Source organism: Kitasatospora sp. NPDC041988 (assembly GCF_055588525.1).
On the sequence record NZ_JBVJCO010000008.1, the window covers coordinates 72,952 to 88,214 of the forward strand.

At 74.1% G+C, this 15,263-nt stretch carries 15 protein-coding genes; 11 read left to right on the plus strand and 4 right to left on the minus strand.

Annotated features, from left to right (window positions below):
* Positions 1-13: 13 nt before the first annotated feature.
* Positions 14-820 carry a S16 family serine protease gene (locus tag ACZ6NC_RS10720; RefSeq protein ID WP_465731101.1) on the plus strand — a complete coding sequence of 269 codons (807 nt, stop codon included), beginning with the start codon at positions 14-16 and terminating at the stop codon, positions 818-820.
* A gap of 22 nt (positions 821-842) precedes the next feature.
* On the opposite strand, the gene ACZ6NC_RS10725 is transcribed toward ACZ6NC_RS10720, so the two are convergent.
* Complete coding sequence (locus ACZ6NC_RS10725) at positions 843-1,388, minus strand: Lrp/AsnC family transcriptional regulator (protein WP_465731103.1); 546 nt, start codon at positions 1,386-1,388, stop codon at positions 843-845.
* Between the two features lie 203 nt (positions 1,389-1,591).
* Here ACZ6NC_RS10725 and ACZ6NC_RS10730 point away from each other — a divergent pair, with 203 nt between their 5' ends.
* Positions 1,592-2,122 (plus strand): VOC family protein, encoded by a 531-nt coding sequence (locus ACZ6NC_RS10730; protein ID WP_465731105.1) that lies wholly within the window; start codon positions 1,592-1,594, stop codon positions 2,120-2,122.
* Positions 2,123-2,126: 4 nt separating this feature from the next.
* Here the strand turns inward: ACZ6NC_RS10730 and ACZ6NC_RS10735 are convergent, their stop codons facing one another.
* A complete protein-coding gene (locus ACZ6NC_RS10735; RefSeq protein ID WP_465731107.1) occupies positions 2,127-2,651 on the minus strand; it encodes a hypothetical protein in 525 nt (174 codons plus the stop codon).
* Between the two features lie 201 nt (positions 2,652-2,852).
* Here ACZ6NC_RS10735 and ACZ6NC_RS10740 point away from each other — a divergent pair, with 201 nt between their 5' ends.
* The 4 genes from ACZ6NC_RS10740 (at position 2,853) to ACZ6NC_RS10755 (ending at position 8,646) form a co-directional block, all read left to right on the plus strand.
* On the plus strand, positions 2,853-3,578 hold the full coding sequence (locus ACZ6NC_RS10740; RefSeq protein WP_465731109.1) for a response regulator transcription factor: 726 nt from the start codon (positions 2,853-2,855) through the stop codon (positions 3,576-3,578).
* Positions 3,575-5,140 (plus strand): sensor histidine kinase, encoded by a 1,566-nt coding sequence (locus ACZ6NC_RS10745; RefSeq protein WP_465731111.1) that lies wholly within the window; start codon positions 3,575-3,577, stop codon positions 5,138-5,140. Before ACZ6NC_RS10740 ends, ACZ6NC_RS10745 begins: the two co-directional genes overlap by 4 nt.
* Before the next feature lie 274 nt (positions 5,141-5,414).
* A complete protein-coding gene (locus tag ACZ6NC_RS10750; RefSeq protein ID WP_465731113.1) occupies positions 5,415-7,022 on the plus strand; it encodes a glycoside hydrolase family 18 protein in 1,608 nt (535 codons plus the stop codon).
* Positions 7,023-7,242: 220 nt separating this feature from the next.
* A complete protein-coding gene (locus ACZ6NC_RS10755) occupies positions 7,243-8,646 on the plus strand; it encodes a glycosyltransferase 87 family protein (protein ID WP_465731115.1) in 1,404 nt (467 codons plus the stop codon).
* A 137-nt stretch (positions 8,647-8,783) separates the two neighbouring features.
* On the opposite strand, the gene ACZ6NC_RS10760 is transcribed toward ACZ6NC_RS10755, so the two are convergent.
* Positions 8,784-9,200, minus strand: a complete 417-nt coding sequence (locus ACZ6NC_RS10760) for an SsgA family sporulation/cell division regulator (RefSeq protein WP_465731117.1) — start codon at positions 9,198-9,200, stop codon at positions 8,784-8,786.
* A gap of 395 nt (positions 9,201-9,595) precedes the next feature.
* Here ACZ6NC_RS10760 and ACZ6NC_RS10765 point away from each other — a divergent pair, with 395 nt between their 5' ends.
* The gene (locus ACZ6NC_RS10765) at positions 9,596-11,131 is read left to right on the plus strand and encodes an RDD family protein (protein ID WP_465731119.1); all 1,536 of its coding nucleotides are present in this window, start codon (positions 9,596-9,598) and stop codon (positions 11,129-11,131) included.
* 78 nt (positions 11,132-11,209) lie between these two features.
* A complete protein-coding gene (locus ACZ6NC_RS10770) occupies positions 11,210-11,944 on the plus strand; it encodes an RDD family protein (protein WP_465731121.1) in 735 nt (244 codons plus the stop codon).
* A gap of 33 nt (positions 11,945-11,977) precedes the next feature.
* Here the strand turns inward: ACZ6NC_RS10770 and ACZ6NC_RS10775 are convergent, their stop codons facing one another.
* Positions 11,978-12,268 carry a hypothetical protein gene (locus ACZ6NC_RS10775; RefSeq protein WP_465731123.1) on the minus strand — a complete coding sequence of 97 codons (291 nt, stop codon included), beginning with the start codon at positions 12,266-12,268 and terminating at the stop codon, positions 11,978-11,980.
* Positions 12,269-12,468: 200 nt separating this feature from the next.
* Here ACZ6NC_RS10775 and ACZ6NC_RS10780 point away from each other — a divergent pair, with 200 nt between their 5' ends.
* The 3 genes from ACZ6NC_RS10780 to ACZ6NC_RS10790 all read left to right on the plus strand — a co-directional run bounded on the left by ACZ6NC_RS10780 (position 12,469) and on the right by ACZ6NC_RS10790 (position 15,255).
* Complete coding sequence (locus ACZ6NC_RS10780) at positions 12,469-13,173, plus strand: endonuclease V (protein ID WP_465731125.1); 705 nt, start codon at positions 12,469-12,471, stop codon at positions 13,171-13,173.
* Positions 13,174-13,313: 140 nt separating this feature from the next.
* Entirely contained in the window at positions 13,314-13,760 is a 447-nt protein-coding gene (locus ACZ6NC_RS10785) for a hypothetical protein (RefSeq protein WP_465731127.1), read from the plus strand.
* A 43-nt stretch (positions 13,761-13,803) separates the two neighbouring features.
* The gene (locus ACZ6NC_RS10790; RefSeq protein WP_465731129.1) at positions 13,804-15,255 is read left to right on the plus strand and encodes a WXG100 family type VII secretion target; all 1,452 of its coding nucleotides are present in this window, start codon (positions 13,804-13,806) and stop codon (positions 15,253-15,255) included.
* Positions 15,256-15,263 lie beyond the last annotated feature (8 nt).

Sequence of the window (15,263 nt, forward strand, 5' to 3'; positions counted from 1 at the left end):
TTTGGATGCCTCTGTGTCCGACTCCAAGCTGCCCAAGGCCCTGACCTCGCCGCGGACCCGCGCGCTGACGCTCTGCGGGGTGCTGGTCGCCGCGCTGTTCGGCGTGGCCGCCTTCGTCCCGCTGCCGTACACGCTGACCTGGCCGGGTGTGACCGCGGACACCCTCGGCAGCTACCAGGACGAGCCGGTGATCACCATCACCGGCGCGCCGGTGCGGACCACCGAGGGCCAGCTGCGGATGGTCACCATCTCGGCGACCAACCCGGGCGAGCGGACCACCCTCTGGCGCTCGCTGCGGGCCTGGTTCGACCAGGACGAGGCGATCCGGCCGACCGAGACGGTCTACCCGCAGGGCGACCCCGCCAAGGCGGAGGAGGTGACGGCCCAGCAGATGGCGCAGTCGCAGGACAGCGCCACCACGGCCGCGCTCTCCTACCTCCACCTCTCGCCGGCCCAGGTCAAGGTGAAGGTCGACCTCGGTGACATCGGCGGCCCGAGCGCCGGCCAGATGCTGGCGCTGGGCATCGTGGACAAGCTCGCCGGGGACGGCAAGGGCGGCGACCTCACCGGCGGGCTGAAGATCGCGGGCACCGGCACCATCGACGACCAGGGCGTGATCGGCGCGGTCGGCGGCGTACCGCTGAAGACCCAGGCCGCCGCCCGGGACGGCGCGACGGTGTTCCTGCTGCCCAAGGACGAGTGCACGGACGCCAAGGTGAACACGCCCCAGGGGCTGCGGCTGGTCCCGGTGGGCACGCTGGGCGAGGCGGTCTCCGCACTGGACGCGCTGCGCAGCGGCGGTGACGTCCCCAGCTGCTGAGGACGCGGCCCCGGCCCCCGGGCTATTCGGCGGCGGCCTGGTCCACCAGCGGCAGGATCCGGTACGGCACCGGATTCTCCAGTGCGATCGCCGTCGACGACCGGACGATCCCGTCGAAGCCGACCACCCGGTCGATCACCCGCTGGAGATCGGCGTTGGACCGGGCCACGATCCGCACCATCATGTCCCCGCGCCCGGTGATCGTGTGCAGCTCCAGCACCTCCGGCACCGCCGCCAGGTGCGCCCGCACGTCGGCGCCCTGCCCCTGGGAGATCTCCAGCGTGGCGAAGGCCGTCACCGGGTAGCCCAGCGCCGCCGGGTCCACCTCCGGCCCGAAACCGCCGATCACCCCCTTGGTCTGGAGCCGGTCCAGCCGGGCCTGCACGGTGCCCCGCGCCACCTGGAGGCGGCGAGAACACTCCAGCACCCCGATCCGCGGCTCCTCGGCGAGCAGCCTGATCAGCCGGCCGTCCAGCACGTCGATCGCGTCGTTGCTGCCGCCCGCCGGGGCGGAACCGGACTGCTCGGCAGGGGAGTTGGGGTCGCTGGGTGAGTGGGCGGGGGGCATCGCGGGCTCCGTCCTCCGGTGGGCAATCTGTACAGCGGTGCGGCCGATTCTCCCGCCCCGGCGCACACCTTGACCAGGAGGAAACGGAACAGTTGCGCGGCGGTCGGCGCGGCGCCACCCTCCAGCCACAACCCCGTGAGCCGGGCCCCACACCGGCCCGCGGGGTCAGAACGTGGTCCCGTACGCCTACCGGGAGGGCCGTCATGACCGACACCGCCGCCGAACCCGTGCTGCTCACCGCGGGCCGGGAGGAACCCGACCTCGTCCCGATGGGGCGCGCCGACGCGGTGGTCTTCGCGGTCGGCGACGCCGGGCGGGCGGCCCGCCGCTACGCCACCGCCCTCGGGCTGCGCTGTACCGCCTACGCCGGCCCCGAGACCGGCGAGCCGGAGACCGTCTCCTACGTCCTGCACGCGCCCGGGACCAGGTTCGTGCTCACCTCGCTGGTCCAGGTGATCGGGCCGCGCGGCCGGGAACTGGCCGGGCACCTGGCCCGGCACGGCGACGGGGTGGTCGACCTCGCGGTGGCCGTGCCCGACGTCTACTACGCGTACGACTACGCCGTGGACCGCGGCGCCGGCTCGCTCGCCGAGCCCTACGAGGTGCAGGACCGGTACGGGACGGTGGTGCTCGCCGCGATCGGGGTGCCCGGCGGCACCCGGCACACCCTGGTCGACCGCTCCCGCTACCGCGGCCCCTACCTCCCCGGGTACGTGCCGTTCGCGGGGTGGTAGCCGGTCACCGGACGACGGTCTCCACGGTCGGCGGGTGCCCGTTCCAGGCGACGAAGACCGAATTGGCCTGGTCGCCCTTGGTGAAGTCCACCCGCAACCACTGCGGACCGTTCCAGACCTGCATCTGCCAGCCAGGGTCCGGCGTGGCGGAGACCAGCGAGGCGCTGTCCGCCCGGAGGTCCAGCGCCACCCGGCCGCCCGGCACCGGGTAACTGCGCACGGAGGACGTGGTGGTGGCGGTCGGCGCGGGGCGGCGTGAGGAGGGCTGGGCGGTGGTGGGCGGGGCCGCGCTGTGCGAGGTGGCCGTCGAGGCCGGGGCGGACGTCGGGGCGGGCGGCTCCGGCGCGGGTGCGGACTGCGCCTGGGCCGTCGCGGTGGGTGCCGGGGCGGCAGGGGACGGCAGCGGCAGCGCCGTCGGCTGCTCGAACGCGGCGCCGGTCAGCACCGCGTGCACGCCGAACCAGGACAGCGCCACCGCCGCCCCGGTTGCCGCCACCCAGGCGCCGAGCTGTACCAGTCCGTTCCGCATCGTCCGCACATCCTGCCGTATTCCGGGGCACAGCAGGTGGGCACCCCTGCTATTCAGCAGGGAAGTTGCACAAACCGCGAGGGTCGCACCGGAACGGTCCGGGGCCCGGCCCGGGCACCTCTCCCACGGCCGGTCCCGTCGCCGGTCCGGACCCACCCGAGGTACAGACCACCGGAGGCCGATGGCGTACCGTGCAGGGCCATGGCAACAGTGCTCGTGGTCGAGGACGACCCCTTCGTACGCTCCGCCCTCATCCGGCACCTGACCGACACCGGTCACGCGGTCCGCAGTGTGGGCACGGCACTTGAGGCGCTGCGCGAGGTCGCCCAGGTCGGCTGTGACCTGGTGATCCTCGACCTCGGCCTGCCCGACCTGGACGGCAGTGAGGCGCTGAAGATGATCCGCGGGCTGACCAACGTGCCGGTGATCATCTCCACCGCCCGGGATGACGAGGCCGAGATCGTCCGGCTGCTCAACGACGGTGCCGACGACTACCTGGTGAAACCTTTCTCCGGGGAACACCTCAGCGCCAGAATGGCCGCCGTGCTGCGCCGGCTCGGCGGCGGCGCCGCACCGGTCGCCCAGGTGCTCAGGGTCGGCGGGCTCGCCATCGACCTCCAGCGCCGCGAGGCCGCCCTGGACGGCAGGCCGCTCGACCTGACCCGGCGTGAGTTCGACCTGCTGGCCTTCCTCGCCGCCCGGCCCGGCGTGGTCGTCCCGCGCAAGGAGATCCTGGCCGAGGTGTGGCGTCAGACCTACGGCGGCGACCAGACCATCGACGTCCACCTGTCCTGGCTGCGCCGCAAGCTCGGCGAGACCGCCTCCAGCCCCCGCTACCTGCACACCGTGCGCGGCGTCGGCGTCCGGCTGGAGGCGGCCGCGCACCCCGCCGGGCCCGGGCCCGCCCCGGCGGAGCGCCGGACATGAGGAGGTTCGGGCACTCGCTGCGCTGGGCCCTGATCAAGGCCGCCGTGGCCGGCACCACCATGGTCGCGCTGGCCTTCCTCATCCCGCTCGGGCTGATGGTCCAGCAGACCGCCCGGGACCGGGCGTTCACGGCGGCCGAGCGGCAGGCGGCGGCGCTCGGGCCGGCCCTCGCCATCACCACCGACCAGGACGCCATCGCCCGCGCTGTGGCCAGTACGGACGCCGGTGCGCAGCGGCGGATGGCGGTCCACCTGCCGCTGCCGACGGGGGTGGCCGCCCCGGTTCCGCCGGCCTCCCCGGTTCCGCCGGCCTCCCCGGCGCCGTCCGCCCCGCCCGGCGGGCCGGCGGCGATACCGCCCGCGATACCGCCCGCGGCGATACCGCCTGCGGCGACGGCATCCGGAGCGACGGCGATGGTGGGGCCGGACGGCGGCGCGACCATCGGCGAGGCCCGCGCGCTGGCCGCCGACGTGGCCACCGCGGGTGGCCAGGGCCGCTCGTTCACCGTCGAGGTGCCCGGCGGCTTCGCCCTGCTCCAGCCGGTCGCCGTCGACACCGGCCGGACCGCCGTGGTCGAGGTGTTCGTCGCCGACGGCGACCTCACCCGGGGCGTCTCCACCGCCTGGCTGGTGCTCTCGGCGGTCGCACTCGCCCTGGTGGCCATCTCGGTGCTGGTCGCCGACCGGATGGGCGCGCGGATCGTGGCCTCAGCCCGCCGGCTGGCCGCCGCCGCGCGCTCGCTCGGCGCCGGCAACCTCGCCGTCCGGGTGCCAGTCGACGACCGGCAGAGCGCCGGCAGCCCCGAGGAGCTGCGCGAGGCCGGTCACGCGTTCAATGCGATGGCCGACCGCGTCGTCCAACTGCTCGCCGCCGAGCGCGAGTTGGCCGCAGACCTGTCGCACCGGCTGCGCACCCCGCTCACCGTGCTGCGGCTCAACGCCGCCTCGCTCGGCGAGGGTGACGCCGCCGACGCCACCCGCCACGGCGTCTCCCAGCTGGAACGCGAGGTCGACCAGATCATCCGCTCGGCCCGCCGCGCCCCCGAGGACGCTCCCGCCGTCACCGTCGGCTGCGACGCCGCCGAGGTGATCCAGGAGCGGGTCGGCTTCTGGTCCGCGCTCGCCGAGGACGAGGGCCGCCGCTGGCAGCTGGCCGGCGCCGACCAGCCCGTCCCGGTGCCGGTCCAGCGGGGCGACCTCGCCGCGGTCGTGGACGCGCTGCTCGGCAACGTGTTCCGGCACACCACCGTCGGCACCGCCTTCTCGGTGGACGTGCTGGCCACCGAGAGCTCCGTCATCGTCCTGGTCGGCGACGCCGGTCCGGGCTTCACCGACCCGGAGTCCGCCCTCCAACGCGGCCAGGGCCACGGCGGCGACGGCTCCACCGGCCTCGGCCTGGACATCGTCCGCAAGCTCGCCGAGGCCACCGGCGGCGACCTCGCGCTCGGCCGCTCCGCCGTGCTCGGCGGTGCCGAGATCCGGCTGAGGCTCCAGGCCCGGCCCGACGGCGCCCCGGCCCGCGCCAGCCGCCGGCGCAGCCGCAACACGCTGTTCCAGCGGTGAACGCCCGCGGGTGGCGAGCCCAGGTCGGGATCTCGCCCGCTCATTCCGGGCGGTCTCCCTTCCGGGGCTGTCCTTCCCCTCTTTCTTAAGCGGGCCCTAAGGGAGCTGTACCCCTCGCTCAGGGGGCCGGTTTCGGCCATCCGGCACCGCTAGCGTCATCCGCGTCGGTCACCCGACCGAGCCGGGGCACGCCGCCCGCAACGGGTCCACGGACCCCTGCCCGGCCGCGGCGACCCCATCCGGCCCAGCTGCCACCCGCGGAGGTACGCCCACCATGACGACTCAGCCCAACCGCCGTTCAGGCCACCGCCGGCGCAGCCGCAAGGGCGTCGCCATCGGGGCCTCGGCGGTCGCCGCCGCGCTGGTCGCCGGCGGTGTCATCGTCCTCGCCTCCTCGGCCAGCGCCGCCTCGCTCGGCGCCGTCTACAGCCGCACCAGCACCTGGGACGCCGGCTACACCGGCCAGTACCTGGTCACCAACCCGGACGCCGGCGCGATCGAGAACTGGACGCTGGCCTTCGACCTGCCGGCCGGAGCGAAGATCGACTCGCTCTGGAACGCCACCTTCAGCGCCGAAGGCCAGCACATCACCGTCAAGCCCGAGTCGTGGAACAAGCGCCTGGAGCCCGGCAAGAGCGTGGTGGTCGGCTTCGTCGCCCAGGGCGCCGGCGCCGCCCAGGCCGAGCCGGGCAACTGCCTGATCAACAACGTCTCCTGCAAGGCCGGCGACGGCACCGCGCCGACCCCCTCGGGCCGTCCGACCACCACGCCCACCGTCTCGCCGACCGCGACCACGGCCCCCACCGCGACGCCGACCGCGACCGCGACCGCGACCGCCAAGCCCACCACGGCGCCGCCGAGCCCGACCGCCACGGCCAGGCCCACCACCGCCTCGCCCAGCCCCACCGCCGCCCCCACCAGCGCCACCCCGAGCCCCACCGGAACCCCCACCCCGGCGCCGGGGGGCGCCGGGTTCGCCCCGTACGTGGACACCTCGCTCTACCCGCCGTACGACCTCGTCGCCACCGCCAGGGCCACCGGCGTCAAGAACTTCAACCTCGCCTTCGTGGTCTCCGGCGGCGGCTGCACCCCGAAGTGGGGCGGCGTCAGCGACCTCGCCGCCGACGCGGTGGCCGCCCAGATCGGCGCGCTGCGGGCGGCCGGCGGCGACGTCCGGGTCTCCTTCGGCGGCGCCAACGGCAACGAGCTGGCCCTCGCCTGCTCCTCGGTGGCCGACCTCACGGCCGTCTACCAGAAGACCGTCGACACCTTCGGCCTCACCAAGGTCGACTTCGACGTCGAGGGCGGCGCGATCGCCAACGCCGCGGCCAACACCCGCCGCGCCCAGGCCATCGCCCAGCTGCAGAAGAACGCCGCCGCCAAGGGCAAGGCCCTGGACGTCTCCTTCACCCTGCCCGCGCTGCCCTCCGGCCTGACCCAGGAGGGCGTCAACCTGGTCGCCGACGCCAAGAACAACGGTGTCGCGATCGGCGCGGTCAACATCATGGCGATGGACTTCGGCGACGGCGTCGCCCCCAACCCGCAGGGTCAGATGGGCAAGTACGCCATCGCCGCCGCCACCGCCACCCAGGCCCAGGTGAAGAGCGTCCTCGGCGTGGACGACGCCGCCGCCTGGCGCAAGGTCGCCGTCACCCCGATGATCGGCGTCAACGACGTGGCCAGCGAGATCTTCACCGTGGCCGACGCCAAGCAACTCGCCGACTTCGCCAGGACCAAGCACCTCGCCTGGCTGGCGATGTGGTCCGGCACCCGCGACAAGGCCTGTGAGGGCGGCGCCAAGGCCTACGCCGACGCCTCCTGCAGCAGCATCGTCCAGCAGCCGCTGGACTTCACCAGGGCCCTCGGCGCCTACACCGGCTGAGCCCGGCCCCCGGCGGGCCCTTCCCGACGCCTCCCCGGGACCCCGGCCGGCCGTGCTCCGCCCGCAACGGAGCACGGCCGGCCGGGGTGTTCGCCCACCGGCCTGTTCTCGCCCCCTGCCGCCCCCCCTCTCGCTCACTCTCCGTGACGGCTCTGTCGGGGCCAGCCCGACGGGCATCCGGTATCGTCGCTGGTTGGCCCAGCGGTGGACGGAGCGAACAGTGACAGCGGTGCAAGACGAGCGCAGCCCGGTGCAGACCGCACCCGACCCGGCGCCCGCTCCCCTGTCGGACCGCCTCAGGGACGCCATCGGCGCACCCGTACGGGCCCTGCGCGAGGCCCCGCGCCGCCCGCTGCTGGCCGTCTCCGCCGTGGCACTGCTGTCCCTGGTGGTCTACGCGGTGGTCCGGCACTTCGTCCACACCTCGATGGTCGACATGATCGTCTACCGGGCCGAGGGCGCCGCGGTGGCCGACGGCCGCGACCTCTACGGTCTGCGGGTCACCGAGTGGAACCTGCCCGCCACCTACCCGCCGTTCGCCGCGATGCTGTTCGTGCCGACGACCTGGTTCCCGGTCCCGTTCCTCCGGGTCGCGATCACGCTCGGCAACCTCGGGCTGCTCGCGCTCCTCACCCACCTGTCGTTCAAACTCGTCGGCTGGCCGCGCCGCGAACTGCGCCCGCTCGGCGTGATCCTGGTCACCGGCGGCGGGGTCTGGCTCGAACCCGTCTTCACCACGCTGCGCTACGGCCAGATCAACCTCGCCCTGGCCTGCCTCATCCTCTGGGACCTCACCCGCCCGGACGGCCGCCGCAGCAAGGGCGTCGCGATCGGCATCGCCGCCGGCATCAAGCTCACGCCCGGCCTGTTCGCCGTCTACCTGCTGCTCACCGGCCGGATCCGGGCCGCCTTCGTGGCCGGCTTCACCTTCCTCGGCACCTTCCTGATCGGTGCGCTGGTGCTGCCGGACGCCACCTGGGGCTTCTGGACCAAGTACCTCTACGACTCCACACGGGTCGGCAAGACCGAGATCGTCGACAACCAGTCGCTCCGCGGCGCCTTCGCCCGGCTGCTGCACACCGCCGACCCCGGCACCGTCGCCACCCTGGGCGCCGGCCTGATCGCGGTGGCCGGCCTCGCCGTCGCCGCCTGGGCCTCCGCCAGCTCCCGCTGGCTGCCGCGCGCCGAGGCGTGGGGCGTCTGCTGCGCCGCCGTCACCGCGGTGCTCATCTCGCCGATCAGCTGGACCCACCACTGGGTCTGGTGCGTGCCCATGCTCGCCCTGCTCGCCTGTGAGGCGGCGGTCGAGCAGGGCCGTCCGGCCGCCGTCCGCAAGGTGCGCTGGCGCGCCGCCTTCGGGGCCACGCTGGTCGCCTTCCTCTCCTTCGCGATGTGGGCCGCGAAGCCGGTGGGCGCACTCATCCTGCAGCTCTCGCCGCTCCGCCAGATCCCGACCTCCGTCTACCCCCTGGTCGGGATCTGCTTCCTGCTGGCCGCCGCGCTACGGATAAGGGCACGGCGGCGGTCCGCCGGCGCTCCGCTCGTCCGGCTGCCCGGGCAGCGGGCGGGCGGCGGCCACCCGGGCCCCGCACGCGACCGTCAGCAGGCCCCCGCGGCCCGCTGAGTCGTCGGGGCCGGCCGGGACATCGGGGGCTGCCGGGCCGTTGGAGCCCGCTGGGCTGCCGGAGCCTGCGGGGCTCTTGGAGCCTGCCGAGTCGTCGGAGCCTGCCGGGTCGGGCTGCGCGAGCAGGTCGCGCGCACTCACGCGAGCAGCTCGGCGAGCGAGCCGTCCATGTCCAGCGCGGCCATCTCGCTGCCCGGCGGCACCAGTCGGTGCGCCCGCTCCAGCCAGGCGGCCACCGCCGGCAGCGGTGCCTCCAGCAGCGCGTCCCCGGCCGGCGAGCTCAGCGCCATGCAGAGCACGCTGCGCCGGCCCGACCGGGTCGGCCAGATCCGCACGTCGCCCTGCCCGCACGGGCGGAAGGTGCCCTCCACCAGCAGCTCGCGGGCGAACACCCAGGTGACCGGCGAGCCGGTGTCCAGGTGGAAGGTGATGTGCACCGCGTACGGGTCGTGGCTGCCGTAGGACAGCCGCGCCGGGACGGGGACGCTGTGCTCGGGGGAGAGCACCAGGTTGAGCTCCAGCTCGTGCTCCACCACGCTCATCGGGCGCTCCATGATCGGTTCCTCTCTGCCTGCGGTTCGTGCCCGGTTTCGGGCCCTGTGACCTTGGAGAGCGCGGGCCGGGAGCGTTCTTACACATGTTTCCGGGATTTCTTCGCAGAGTTCTGCGGACTGCGGACCGGGTGGGGTGAAAGCGGGGGAGCGGGCGCGCGATCGCCCGTGCGCGCCCTCGTCCTTACCCCGGTAGGGCCAGGGCTGTCCGGTGATTGGCCAAGTTCCAATCTCCGAGCTTCCGAGGTACTACCCTTTGTGACTGCCCGGCGACTGTCCGCCCATCCGGCGGTACCCTCGCGCGCGCCGACGGCGAAGCCACCCGTGTCGCCCGACCCGCCACGCGTGTACTGCTCGCCGGGTGCGCCGCATCGGCCCTGCCAGGAAAGAAGACCCCCATGACGGACCGGCCCTTCGCCGGCGGCGCGGACACGGCCGTCGGCCCCACGCCGGGCTACTACCCCGACCCCTCCGTCCCCGGCTTCGTCCGTTACTGGGGCGGCACGGCCTGGGTGCCCGGGACCAGCCGGCCCGCGCCGGCGGAGGGCGAGGTGCTGGAGCCGCCGCGGTTCGTGGCCCGCCGCAGCGGCATGGCAGCGGCAGCGGGCGCGGCTGCGGGCGTCGGGGCGCGGTACGTGCCGCCGCCTGCGGCTCCGGCGGTTCCGGCTCCGGCGGTTCCGGCGGCGGAGGTTCCGGCGGGCGAGGTGGCTCCGGCGGATGGGGTGGCTCCGGCGGATGGGGTGGACACGACGGACGAGGCGGCTCCGGTGGGCGGCGTGGATGCGGCGGCCGTCATGGAGTGGGCGCCGGAGCCGATGCCCGGGGAGACCGGGCCGGTGTACCTCGACCAGACGGTGGGCGGCGCATCGTTCACCTTCGGGCCGCAGCCGGCAGGCGGGCCGGTGTTCCGGCCGGCGGGCGCGGAGGGTGAGGCGGAGGGGGAGGTGGACGGCGGGGCCTGGGCTGCGGGCGAGGACCCGTCCGGCTGGCAGGCCGATCCGCGGGCGCAGCGGGGCCTGATGGAGACGGGTGGTACGCCGCGCTGGGTCTCCTGGGGTGTGCTGCCCGGGGTGGAGCCGGCGGCGGAGGCGGGCGTGCCGGTGGCCGAGCCGGTGGCTGCGCCGACCGTTGCCGACGTCGAGGTGGAGCCCGTGCCGGTGCCGGTGGTCGTTCGGGCCGCCGATCCGGTACCCGCGCCGGTGGCCGAGCCCGGGTGGGGGCCGGAGCCCGAGCCGGAATCCGTCACCGAGCCCGAGTCGGAGCCCGTCACCGAGCCGGCACCCGTCCCGGTGCAGGAGGCGGCCCCCGCGTCCGCCCCTGCCCCGGCGCCCGCCGCTGCCCCGGCGCCTGCCGCCCGCCAGGTGCGCACGGTGCCCGCAGCGCGTCCGGTGCCCGCCGCGTCCGCGCCGCGCCCGGCCGCCCGCCGTCGGCCCGCCCCGCCGGTCCCGGCCGGCCTCGGGCGCAGGCTGGCCGCGCGGCTGGTGGACACCGCCGTGCTGGCCGTCGTCGCCACCGCCGCAGCCATCCCGCTCGTCAGCTCCGTCCGGACCCACCTCCAGGACAAGCTCGACCAGGCCCGGATGGCCAGCTCGCTCACCCGCCACCAGGTCGATGTCTGGTTGGTGGACGGCGTGGTGGTCGGCAAGTTCGCCGTCCTGCTCGGCATCCTCGCCTTCGTCGGCTTGCTCTACGAGGTCCTGCCGACCGCCCGCACCGGCCAGACCTTCGGCAAGCGGCTGGCCCGGATCAAGGTGATCGACGCGGCCCCCTCCGCCGCCCGCGTGCGGCTGACCTTCGGCCGCTCGCTCTGCCGATGGCTGGTCAGGAACGTCTCGGCGGTCCTGCTGCTCGGCCTCGTCTGGCCGGTGTTCGACCGCCCCGCCCGCCGCGGCTGGCACGACCGGGCCGGCCGTACCCGGGTCGTCCGGGCCTGACCCGGCCCGACGGAGGTTACCGAGCAAAACGGACTAAATATCCGAAGTCCAGAGAATGTGTGATGTTCTACTCGGGACATGAGCACCTACAATCCCTCAGGCCCCGAGCCGGAGGGGGGCGGCAAGCCCTCCTTCGACAAGCAGCCCCCGCAGCCGGCCGGCGGCACGCCGGAAGGTGCGCCGTCGGACCCGGACGGAAACCCACAGCCCGGCGGCCCCGGCGACCGCCCCGGCGCGTACGGCGGCAACTACGGCGGTACCCCCGGCGGTTCGCCGTACGGGCAGCCACCGTACGGCCAGAGCCCCTACGGTCAGTCGCCCTACGACCAGCCGCCGCCCGGCTACGGCCCCACCGGCCACGGCACGCCGGGCGCCGGGCCCGTCCCCGGGATGCCGCCCCTCGGCAGTTGGCCCAACCGCATCCTCGCGCAGCTGATCGACTACGTGCTGGTGCAGGCCGTGGCACTCCTCCTGGTACTGCCCTTCGCCAGCCTCAGCGACCGCTCCGGCTCGGCCGGCGCGTTCTGGCTCGCCTGTCTGCTGTGGCTGGTCTACGGCGGCCTGATGCTCAGCCGGGACGGCCAGACCCTCGGCAAGAAGGCCATGAAGATCCGCGTCGCCATGCTGATCGACGGCAGCACGCCGACCCCGTCCGCCGCCTGGACCAGGGTCGCCGTCTTCATCCTCCCGGCGGTCATCTGCTGCGCCGCCCTCTGGTGGCTGATCGACGGCCTGTTCGGTGTCTTCGACAAGCCCTACCGCCAGTGCGTGCACGACAAGGCCGCGAAGACCGTGGTGGTCTCCACGGTCTGAGCGTCGGTGCACCCGGTACCGCCCGGTGGCGCCTCAGCGCTGCCGGGCGTACTCGTGTCCGGCGGGAGCAGGAGCAGGAGCAGGAGCGGGTATGGGTGCGGTGGCGGGGGCCGGTGCGGGTGCCGGCTTCCGCACGCGGGCCCCGCGCTGCGCGGCGGTGGACAGCGACAACAGCGTCACCAGCGTGCCGAGCGCGAGTGCGAACCCCACCAGCACCGCGACCTCCAGGACGCCCGAGACGCCCGAGACGGCCAGCAGCGCCACGGTGGCGGCGACGACGGTGAAGGTACCGAGGCAGATCTGAGCGGTGGTCGGGCGCGGCATGGCGTCGGTCCTTCGCACGTCGGGGGAAACGGGCGGGTGGTGCCGTACCGAATGTTCCTACCCTGTACGGGAGTTCGGTAAGTGCAGCCTAACCCGCCGGGTCCGGGGCACAGGGGGCGCACAGGCTCACCGCGGGGTCGTCCGACCCGCTCGGTACCGTGATCACGACCGGACCGTCCACACACCCAGGGGGAACCGCCGTGCCCGTCGCCGACTGGCCCACCACCGAGACCGAGGCGATCGCCGAACAGGAACGGCTTCGCCCGCTCGTCCAGCCGCACGGCCCCGCCCCCTCCGGCGCGGCGGACGACCGGCTGATCGCCGGCGTCGACGTCGCCTACGACGACGAGCGGGACCTCGTGGTCGCCGCCGCCGTCGTCCTCGACCTCGACAGCCTCGCCGTCGTCGAAGAGACCACCGCCGTCGACCGGATCGCCTTCCCCTACGTCCCCGGCCTGCTCGCCTTCCGCGAACTCCCCACCGTCCTCAGCGCCCTGGAACGGCTCACCCACACCCCCGGCACCGTCGTCTGCGACGGCTACGGCCTCGCCCACCCACGCCGCCTCGGCCTCGCCAGCCACCTCGGCGTGCTCACCGGCCTGCGCACCATCGGCGTCGCCAAGACCCCGTTCACCTTCGACCACCGCGAACCCGACGCCCCCCGCGGCTCCTGGACCCCGCTCACCGACCCCGTCACCGGCGAAGAGGTCGGGCGCGCCGTCCGCACCCGGGCCGGCGTCAAACCGGTCTTCGTCTCCGTCGGCCACCGCATCGGCCTGTCCGAAGCCGTCGACACCACCCTGGCCCTCGCCCGCCGGTACCGGCTGCCCGAGACCACCCGCCACGCCGACTCGCTCTGCCGCCGCACCCTCGCCGCCCTGCCGGAGGGGACGCCCGCGAACTGACGGCGCAGCAGGTAACCGCCAGGCCGGCCGGCGGTTCGGCCGAAGCGGCATTCTCCCGGCCCGGAGCATGTGTTAGACATGTGTCTCCGGGAGCTGTACAGGACAGCGGAACGACGGACGCACGGGGGAGGCGCCGGAAAGTGGCAACGGGGACCGGATCGACCGGCGGAGCCGGCCGCGGCTACCAGGTCGAGGTCGAACAGCTACGGGCCTTCGCGGCCCAGGTACGCGGACTGCTGGCCGAGTTCCAGCACCACGCCGACGGCACCACCACACACGGCCAGAGCGCCGTCGGCAAGAACGCCCTCGGCACCTTCGCCGAGGCCACCGAACTGCACGGCCGCTACGAGACCATGCGGGACGGCCTGCGCGACGTCCTCAACCAGCTCCAGGACGCCGTCGACGAAGCCCAGAAGAAGGCCGAGCTCACGGCCACCAACTACGAGGAGCAGGAACACCGCACCTCGGGCAAGCTGAAACTCGGCGACGACGGCTGGTCGGTCGCCAGCCCCTCCGCCACCAGCACCGCCGCCTACGCCCAGACCGTCACCCCCGCCAAGCACGGCGGCGGGAAGTCCGAGCGATGAGCGCCCCACGCCGGCAGCCCCGGGAGAACGGAGAAGGCCACCGATGAGCGGCTCGGGCTACACCAAGTTCAACGAGTACAGCCACGCCGAACTCCGGAAGATGGCGCAGGCCCTCAACCCCGGCGAGGTGATGGCCGCCAGCGACCCCTGGCGCCGCGCCGCCGACACCCTCAAGGCCATCCGCGCCACCCTCACCCGCGCCAGCACCGAGGCCGCCGTCAGCTGGGAAGGCAGCACCAGCGACGCCTTCCACAAACGCATGCTCCAGCTCGCGGCCACCATCAACAACGCGTCCTCCTACGCCAACGACGCGGCCAACACCCTCAAGCACCTGTCCGAGGCCATCTCCCAGGCCAAACGCGACATGCCCGAAGAGCCCAGCGGCTGGGAGCAGTTCACCGACGGCGTCGGCGACACGGTCTCGTCCGTCTTCGGCGGCGACGACGAGGACACGAAGACGGCCGTCGCCGAGCAGAAGAAGGCCGAAGCGGCAGCGGTCATGCAGACGCTGGCGATGCACTACCGGGTGGCTACGCCGATGTTGAAGCCGCCGCCGGCTTACTACCGCGGCGACGACGTTCGCGATGTCACCGTGGCCCCTTCCGACCCGTCGGCAGGGGCGCCGGCGCTCAGCGCCGTCATGGCTGGCATTGGCTACACCAGTACGGGAACGGCGCCGACCACCGGCGGGGGTTCGGCGCCGTCGCTGGGCAAGCCTGCTGAGCGACCTGCCCCGAAGCCCGCTGCGACGAAGGCGGCGCCGACGCCGCCGAGGACAGATTCAGGCATCAAGGGTGGCACCGCTCAGGCAGCTCCCAAGCCTCAATCCGTCACGAACTACGGACCGGGCACCGCGATCGACGGTACGACGATCACTCCCTCCAGTACGCCCGGGACCAGCCCGCTGTCCATCAACCCCGGTAACCCGACCTCCAATCCCGGAACGCCTATCGGCGTGCCGGCGGGCGGCAACGGTGGCGGGCCTGGCCCGACCGGCGGTGGGCCGATCATGGGCGGCAAGGGATTGCAGGGCAACGACCCGGGCAAGGGCGGCGTGACGCAGAGCAAGGACGCCTTCGGCCGCACGACGAGCGCTCCCGGCAAGGCCGTCGCCCGCGGGGGCAAGGCCTTCGGCGTGGGCGAGGCCTACGAGGGCGGCTTCGGCACGGGAGGCCGCGCTGCCGCAGGGGCTCGCCCCGGAAGCGGTGTGCCGGGGCGGACCGGAGGCATCGTCGGCGGGGGCGCGCGTCCGGGCAGTGGGTCAGGCGCGAAGCAGGCCTTCACCGAAGGCGGTTCCGGGCTCGGGGCCCGCGGCCGGGCCAGAGGAGAGTTGGGCGCGAACTCCGGCGCCGGCATGGGACCGGGCATGCCGATCGGGGATGGCCAGCGCCGTAAGAAGGACAAGGAGAAGGACGGCAAGCGCCCCGACTATCTCGTCGAGGACGAGGAGACGTGGGCGTCGGACAAGCCGGCCAACCCGAACGTGGTGGAATGAGTCCTGTT

Bases quoted from the DNA above. Each gene is read 5' to 3' on its own strand.
- ACZ6NC_RS10740 (WP_465731109.1), top strand. From the start codon at position 2,853: ATGGCAACAGTGCTCGTGGTCGAGGACGACCCCTTCGTACGCTCCGCC.
- ACZ6NC_RS10765 (WP_465731119.1), top strand. From the start codon at position 9,596: ATGACGGACCGGCCCTTCGCCGGCGGCGCGGACACGGCCGTCGGCCCC.
- ACZ6NC_RS10775 (WP_465731123.1), bottom strand. From the start codon at position 12,268: ATGCCGCGCCCGACCACCGCTCAGATCTGCCTCGGTACCTTCACCGTC.
- ACZ6NC_RS10725 (WP_465731103.1), bottom strand. From the start codon at position 1,388: ATGCCCCCCGCCCACTCACCCAGCGACCCCAACTCCCCTGCCGAGCAG.
- ACZ6NC_RS10770 (WP_465731121.1), top strand. From the start codon at position 11,210: ATGAGCACCTACAATCCCTCAGGCCCCGAGCCGGAGGGGGGCGGCAAG.
- ACZ6NC_RS10745 (WP_465731111.1), top strand. From the start codon at position 3,575: ATGAGGAGGTTCGGGCACTCGCTGCGCTGGGCCCTGATCAAGGCCGCC.
- ACZ6NC_RS10790 (WP_465731129.1), top strand. From the start codon at position 13,804: ATGAGCGGCTCGGGCTACACCAAGTTCAACGAGTACAGCCACGCCGAA.
- ACZ6NC_RS10735 (WP_465731107.1), bottom strand. From the start codon at position 2,651: ATGCGGAACGGACTGGTACAGCTCGGCGCCTGGGTGGCGGCAACCGGG.
- ACZ6NC_RS10760 (WP_465731117.1), bottom strand. From the start codon at position 9,200: ATGGAGCGCCCGATGAGCGTGGTGGAGCACGAGCTGGAGCTCAACCTG.
- ACZ6NC_RS10730 (WP_465731105.1), top strand. From the start codon at position 1,592: ATGACCGACACCGCCGCCGAACCCGTGCTGCTCACCGCGGGCCGGGAG.
- ACZ6NC_RS10750 (WP_465731113.1), top strand. From the start codon at position 5,415: ATGACGACTCAGCCCAACCGCCGTTCAGGCCACCGCCGGCGCAGCCGC.